4 protein-coding genes are annotated in these 6,713 nt (G+C 53.5%); 1 reads left to right on the forward strand and 3 read right to left on the reverse strand.

Features of this window, described 5'->3' with window-relative positions; translation table 11 throughout:
* Positions 1-175 precede the first annotated feature (175 nt).
* From PHU49_06010 to PHU49_06020, 3 genes are read right to left on the reverse strand one after another with little or no spacing between them, the layout of a single operon-like run.
* A complete protein-coding gene (locus PHU49_06010; protein ID MDD5243554.1) occupies positions 176-649 on the reverse strand; it encodes an outer membrane lipid asymmetry maintenance protein MlaD in 474 nt (157 codons plus the stop codon).
* On the reverse strand, positions 646-1,899 hold the full coding sequence (locus tag PHU49_06015; GenBank protein ID MDD5243555.1) for an ATP-binding cassette domain-containing protein: 1,254 nt from the start codon (positions 1,897-1,899) through the stop codon (positions 646-648). The genes PHU49_06010 and PHU49_06015 overlap by 4 nt, the downstream gene beginning before the upstream one ends.
* 8 nt (positions 1,900-1,907) lie before the next feature.
* Entirely contained in the window at positions 1,908-2,726 is an 819-nt protein-coding gene (locus PHU49_06020; protein MDD5243556.1) for an ABC transporter permease, read from the reverse strand.
* Between the two features lie 684 nt (positions 2,727-3,410).
* Between PHU49_06020 and PHU49_06025 the strand changes: the two genes are divergently transcribed.
* The gene (locus PHU49_06025; GenBank protein ID MDD5243557.1) at positions 3,411-6,326 is read left to right on the forward strand and encodes an autotransporter domain-containing protein; all 2,916 of its coding nucleotides are present in this window, start codon (positions 3,411-3,413) and stop codon (positions 6,324-6,326) included.
* Positions 6,327-6,713 lie beyond the last annotated feature (387 nt).

Here is a 6,713-nt window from a genome sequence, read left to right on the forward strand (position 1 = left end):
TTTACCTTCTTGCCCGCTTCCCCTTTCAGCTTCGGGTCGCGCATCGCATCGAGCACGCTGTTCACGTTTGTCTTCACCGTGTCAAGCGGTACGCCCCCAAAAGCGAGGAACGGAACCATTAAAAGGATAAACAGTGTTGCTAAAGTCACCCATTTTTTCATAACATTCTCCCTGGTTACTTGGTGGATTTCTCCGGCCCTTTCTTCACGTCTCCAAAGGCATACTTGCCTATCAGGTCTTCAATGTCAGTCGGCACCGAGGTCTGCGTGATCGTGCCGCCCGGCTTGAGCAGATCCCCGGATCCTCCCGGATCGATTTTTACAAGTTTATCGCCGATAAGCCCCGCGGTCTTAATCGTGGCCGCTGCATCATCGTATATCTTTATCCCCTTATTGATTTTCATTGCAACGAGCCCCATCTGTCTCTCAGTGTCTATGCCCAGGCTCGTTATACTGCCTACCTCAATGCCGTATATCTCGACTGCACTGCCGGCCCTCAACCCCGAGACCGTGGCGAACCGCGCATAAAGCGGGTACGTGTCTTCCCCGAACAACGAAACCTTGCCGAGTTTGACGGTCATATACCCCACGCATATGAGACCGACCAAAACGAAAACACCTACCGTTGTTTCTATGGAATACTTTTTCATTCTACGCTCCCTCCACAATTGCATCGGTGAGTTGCGATGATCTCCTGGTTTGCTTCAGCCCTCTCGATGATCTGCTCGATCTTGTCATTCGGCATGACCTCTGTGGTGCCTGCCCTGATGTAGATATCGAAGCTTTCTTCCGCGTCCATCTTTGCCAGGGCAACACTCTCTATATTGTCAAGGGCCCCTTGTTGCAGTTTCTGTGCAAACTGCGCGAGCAGTTCCTTTGCCTCATCAAGGGACGTGTGCGGGAATATGGTGAGGATCTGGTCCCTGCTGTAGCGCGCCGAGAATCCTCCAACGTTGTTGAAGTGACTGTTTGTATATTCGCCGAGCGCCTTCAGAACCTCCACGGCAGGCTGCGGTCCGAGGGCATCGTGCAGTATGTTGAGCCGGACGTTCAGGACAGCGGCTGAAACCGCTACCAACTTAGTCGTACCGCCCAGCATCGTTGTATAGTGCATCCTGAATGCCTCCCTGGAGAGCAGGCCTGTCAATTCGTCCTGGAACCCATCGAGGCTGCGCAAGAATTCGTCGATCAATGGGATCTTCAGTTTTGCGGTCTCTTCATAGGTCCCTTCGAAGCCTACCTGCCCTTCCCAGAGGACGATGATCCTGTCCGAGATAAAGAAGACATCAGGGATGTCGTGGCTTATCATGACAGCGGTAAACCCGAACTTTCGCCTGTAGTGGGTGATCATGCTCAGGATCATGTTCTTCCGGATGGGGTCCTGACCCGTAGTCGGCTCGTCAAAAAGCACGATCTTCGGGTCTTCAACCAGCGCCCGCGCCAGGGCTACCCTTTTCTGCATTCCCCCCGAGAGTTCCGACGGATACTTGTCCATGGCCTCGGTGAGCTCGAGGTCCGCGATCCTTTTCAATACCTTTTTCTCGATCTCTTTCTTGCTAAGGTTCGTGGTCTGCTGGAGGGGAAAGGCAATATTCTCGAAGACCGTCATCGAATCAAGAAGGGCGTTATTCTGGAACAGATAGGCGATGGTGCTCCTGTATTCGTCCCATTCGCCCTTTTTCATCGCGCCTACAGGTTTTCCCTGAAAAAGGATAGTGCCTTCGTCGGGCTTGAGCAGGCCGATGATGTGCTTGAGGAGCACGCTCTTCCCGGTACCGCTCTTACCGATGATCGTCGTGATCTGGTTTTCGTATATCTTGACGTTGACGTTGTTCAGCACGGTTCTGTCGCCGAATCGTTTTGTGACATTTTTGAATTCTATCAACGGTATTGTTTCCATGACCTGTCCTACATAAGGAATGATGTTACCACATAATCGGCGATAAGGATCAGCACACAGGATAGCACGACAGCAGAGATGGTCGAAAGGCCGACGGCCCTTGCTCCGTAACCGTCAGACCGCATATGGCAGAAATACCCCTGGAAGCAGCAGATGCATGATACGATAAGGGCAAAGACTAAGGATTTTATAAAACCCCCTCTGACGTCAACCATATTGATGGAGGATTGCACCCGGTAGAGGTATGTGCCCCCATTTGTCCCCAGCAGGACCACCCCGGTTAGATACCCCCCTATTATCCCGATAAGATCAAAAAAGGCGGTGAGCAGGGGAAAGCTGATGATCGAGGCGGCAATCCTCGGGCTGACAAGATAACGTACCGGATCGATCCGCATGGAATAGAGGGCATCGATCTGCTCGGAGATGCGGAGGATCCCGATCTCCGCTGCCATGGCGGACCCGGCCCGCGCGGTGATCATGATGGCCGTGAGGACCGGCCCCAGTTCTCTGATGAGGGAAAGGGACACGGCAGACCCGAGGGCCCCGACAGAGCCGAACTTCACCAGTGTGTAGAAAAGCTGCAGCCCCAGGACCATACCGGTGAAAAGGCCTACCAGCATGACGATCAGGGACGACCTGGCGCCGATGTAAAAGACCTGTCTCACGATCTCGCGAAACTGCTTCCGCTGGAAGATACTGACAAAGGCCAGGGAAAAGAAAACAGCCATCGCGCCCAGATCACCGACAAGGCGGATCGCCCACCTGCCTGTGGCAGAAAAAAGAAGCGCAAAAGGATTACTTCGCTGTGGAGAACCTGATCCCGTCAAGTCCGTCTCTTCACCCCTCTTTGTATGTCTTTGGACTCCCGTTAAAGATGATTAAGACATTTTACCTATTATCCCGCTGAGGTGCAACCTGTTTTTACTTCTTTCTCGTAAAATCAGGGATCGCCGGTCGCCTGTCAGCAGATATTGTGAAGGGTGATAGGTAATGGGTAATAGGCGATAGGTAACAGGTACCTGGTCATTGCGAGCCCGTAGGGCGCGGCAATCTCATTCAATTAAGCTACATGAGATCGCCACGTCGCTTCACTCCTCGCGATGACAATAAAGAATGAAGCTCCTCACGGTTGTTCCGCTATGCGCCATGCGCTTTGCGCTATGCTGATTCCGTATCCAGTATCGAGCGACCAGCACCGCATCCTCGCATCCTCCCATCCTCGCATCTTCCCATCCTCGCATCCTCCCATTTTCCCTGTTTTCCTCGCTTTGTCCGATTCGACACCAAAAATGGCTTACCGGGAACATTATTGTTTCACGGCCACTATGGAAGAAATACAATGTGGAATTAAAGAAAAAGGTGAAAGGCAGAAAGCCGTCAGTGTCGATTATCGATAATCGATCATCGAGTATCGAGCGACCAGCGACGAGTATCGAGTTTGCCATGGGCTGATCTCTGATCGCTGAGGGCTGACAATAAAAGATTCAACAGCGGGGGGAAAAGGTATGCAAATGAATAGATTATCCTTTATCGGGATCATTAGTGCGATGTTGTTTCTTCTTGTCGCCATGCCGGGTGTTTTCTGTCCCGTTTACGGCCAGGTGACAATCGACAGCGAGCGGACAAACACGGTGAATCTGGACGAGGAACCAAACTCCGGTTCTGACAAGACGGTCACCGTTACAGACACAGGCAATGTGCACGTTACCGGGTCGCAGAATGCCATAACAGCGTATTCCGATGGCTGGACGCTGCAGGTCAAGCAGAACGGGAGGGTTGAGAGTACTGCCAGCTCAGCTGTTTATTTCACTACCGGGACGGTGAACAATAATGGTGTCATCGCCGCCCGTAAAACGGCTAGTGATCTTCTAACTGGTAATGGCATTTTTATGAAGCACGGCACGGTAATAAATACTAATTTAATAAAGAGCGATACGAATAGGGGGATCGCTTTCAACGGGATTGACGCTAATAAAATCAACACGGTCTATAACACAGGCGTGATCGAAGGCGCGGGGGGAGCGATTTTTTCCACAATCGCCATGAATGTGACAAACGGAGTTGGTGCATCAATGATTGGAGGTATTAATTCGAATATATTCATAAATGCGACTTCAACGATAACGAACTATGGTAGTATCACCGCTCCTTTGGCTTCTGTTGACGCTGTCCGTCTGAACTCCGGGATAGTCCAAAATCTCGGGAAGGACTCGCTGGTCGAAGGATGTACGGGTGTCACTTTTCGTGTAAATGGAAAAGTAACGAACGAAGGTATCATATGGGCGCACAAAGATTTCGGCATATATTTCTACGACAGTGGGACTGTGGAAAACAGCGGCACGATCAAGGCCACAGACGACATTGGAGTGGGTGGGCAACACCGGGCAACGGGCATTTATGTTAGTATAGGCAAAGTCGATATCACGAATAGTGGAACGATAAGCGGAGAGGTCGGTATAAGGCTTTCTTCTGATGATTACGACGATACCCTCGACAACTCCGGCACGATCCAGGCCACCAAAGCCGGTGGCAACGGTACTGCCGTCGATATGGGTGGAGGCGACGATAAGGCCACCTTCCGCAGGGGAACCGGGGTGACGGGATGGGTGGACGGGGGCGATGGTGCGGATACCATGGAATTCAACGACGCCGGCACGCAGGTGGATTTCAAGGCCAGGAACTTCGAGACGCTCACCTTCACCGGCGGGGAAACCATCCTGACCGGTACCGGCAGCAGCCTGAGCATTGCGGGAGAAACGACGGTTCTAGGAGGTGCAACCGCCAATATAGACGGGCTTACAAATGTCGGCGGGGGCGCCACTGACGGCTTTCTCAACACGGGCAGCCTCGGCGTCAAGCAAAGGGGCACGTTCAACACGGCCACGCTCAATCTCGGAACCGGCGGCACAGTAAGTAACAGGGGCGCCGTCAATGTCGCCGGCACCTATACCCAGGGATCGGACAGCACCTATGAGGTCGGCGTTGCCGCAGACCACACCTTCGCGAAAATAAAGGCCGACAAGGCCGATATAAAGGGCACCATCATTTTTCATACCGACAGCGTCAGGGGCGGGAAACATCTCATCGTGGGGACAGCATCGGGCCTCAACGGCACGTACGACCGGTATGAACATACGGGCAACTACGTCCATGTGTCCTATGAATATGATCCGAACGGCCTGGACATGTACGCCATTGTGACCTCGATCCTCAACGGCGCTGACCGTGCCATGACCCGCAACCAGCGGGCCGTGTCCCGTTACCTCGACGACTCCAGGAACTCTCCTTCCGCTTCCGCTTTCATCTCCGATGACATGTGGGGGATATACAATGTCCTGAACAGCCTCGATGTCACCTCCGTCCGCCACGCCTTCGACCAGATGGGCGGTACGTCCCACACGGCGTACACGATCATCGACACCTACCGGACGGCAAACTTCTACCGGAACCTCTTCCGCCGCTCCTCCTCCCTCACTTCCAATGCGATGGAAGGCCGGGGCAGCCCCCTTACGATGCTTGCGGCGAACATGAAGACCCTTACCGATGGAGGCGCCTCGTATATAACAAAGGACGGGAAGAAAGACCCCTTCAACCTGTGGATAAAGGGATACGGCACAACCGGTGACAGGGACGGCGATGACACCGCCTCCCGGTATGACTTTACCGTCGGCGGCACCATGGCCGGCATGGACTTCAACCTCACCCCTGCCGTAAGGGCCGGATTCGCCCTGGCATACGCGAAGACGGACATGAACATGAAGGACTTAAGGGACAGGGGGAGCGAGGACAGCCTCCAGGGCGCGATCTACGGCTCCTATACCCCCAAAAGCAACAGGTGGTACATGGACCTCGCCTTTGCCTACAGCAGGAACAGCTATGAGACGAGTCGCTACATCAACTTCGGGACCGTCTCGCGGGTGGCGAAGGGATCCTATAAGGGGAGCGATCTCTCGGGGTATATAGAAAGCGGATACCGGATGCCCGCCACCGGGTGCTTCGCCGTCACCCCCTATGCCTCGTTCCTTGCCCTTCAGAACTACCGGGGCGGCTTCACGGAAAGAGGGGCACAGGCCCTGAGCCTCGTTACAGACGGCGCGAATACCCTGTCCCTCCAGGGCGCCCTCGGTGTCCGCGTGGCAAGAGACATTCGTATCACGAAGACCTTCCTTGTGACCCCCGAACTATCCACCCGCTGGGTCCACGAGTTCGGCGACGACGAGGTCCTCCTCGACGCCCGTCTCGCCGGTGCGCCTTCAGGTTCCTTTACCGTGTACTCCGACAGGTTCGACAGGGACAGCGGCGTCTTCTCCCTGGGGATAACGGGAAAGGTAAAGGACAACTGGAGCTTCTTCCTCGCCTATGACGCACAGGTGAGAGCGAGAGAGACCGTCCATTCCGCAACAGGGGGAGTGAAGTTTAAATGGTAATAAAGGCAGTCGATAGTCGATAGTGAATAGTTTAAAGGCAGTGAATAGCTTAAAGGCAGTCGATAGTCGATAGTGAATAGTGGATAGTTTAAGGCAAAAGAAACGATAAGGCGGTGAATAGTATAAAGGCAGTGAATAGTCGATAGTGAATGGTGGATGGCAAACAAGAAACAAAAAGGACGGTGAAAGGCGGCTCATGAAGATCGTATATCGTAGTTCGTATATCGAAAAACATGGAACATCCGTGAGGCGTAAGGGCATGAGGAGAAAACGCGAGGTGCAAGGAACATACTCTTTATTGTCATCGCGAGGAGCGAAGCGACGTGGCGATCTCAAAAGGTGGGATTGCCACGCCCTGCGGGCTCGCAATGACACATTCCCCACACA

This window comes from Syntrophorhabdaceae bacterium, assembly GCA_028713955.1.
Classification (GTDB): domain Bacteria; phylum Desulfobacterota; class Syntrophorhabdia; order Syntrophorhabdales; family Syntrophorhabdaceae; genus UBA5609.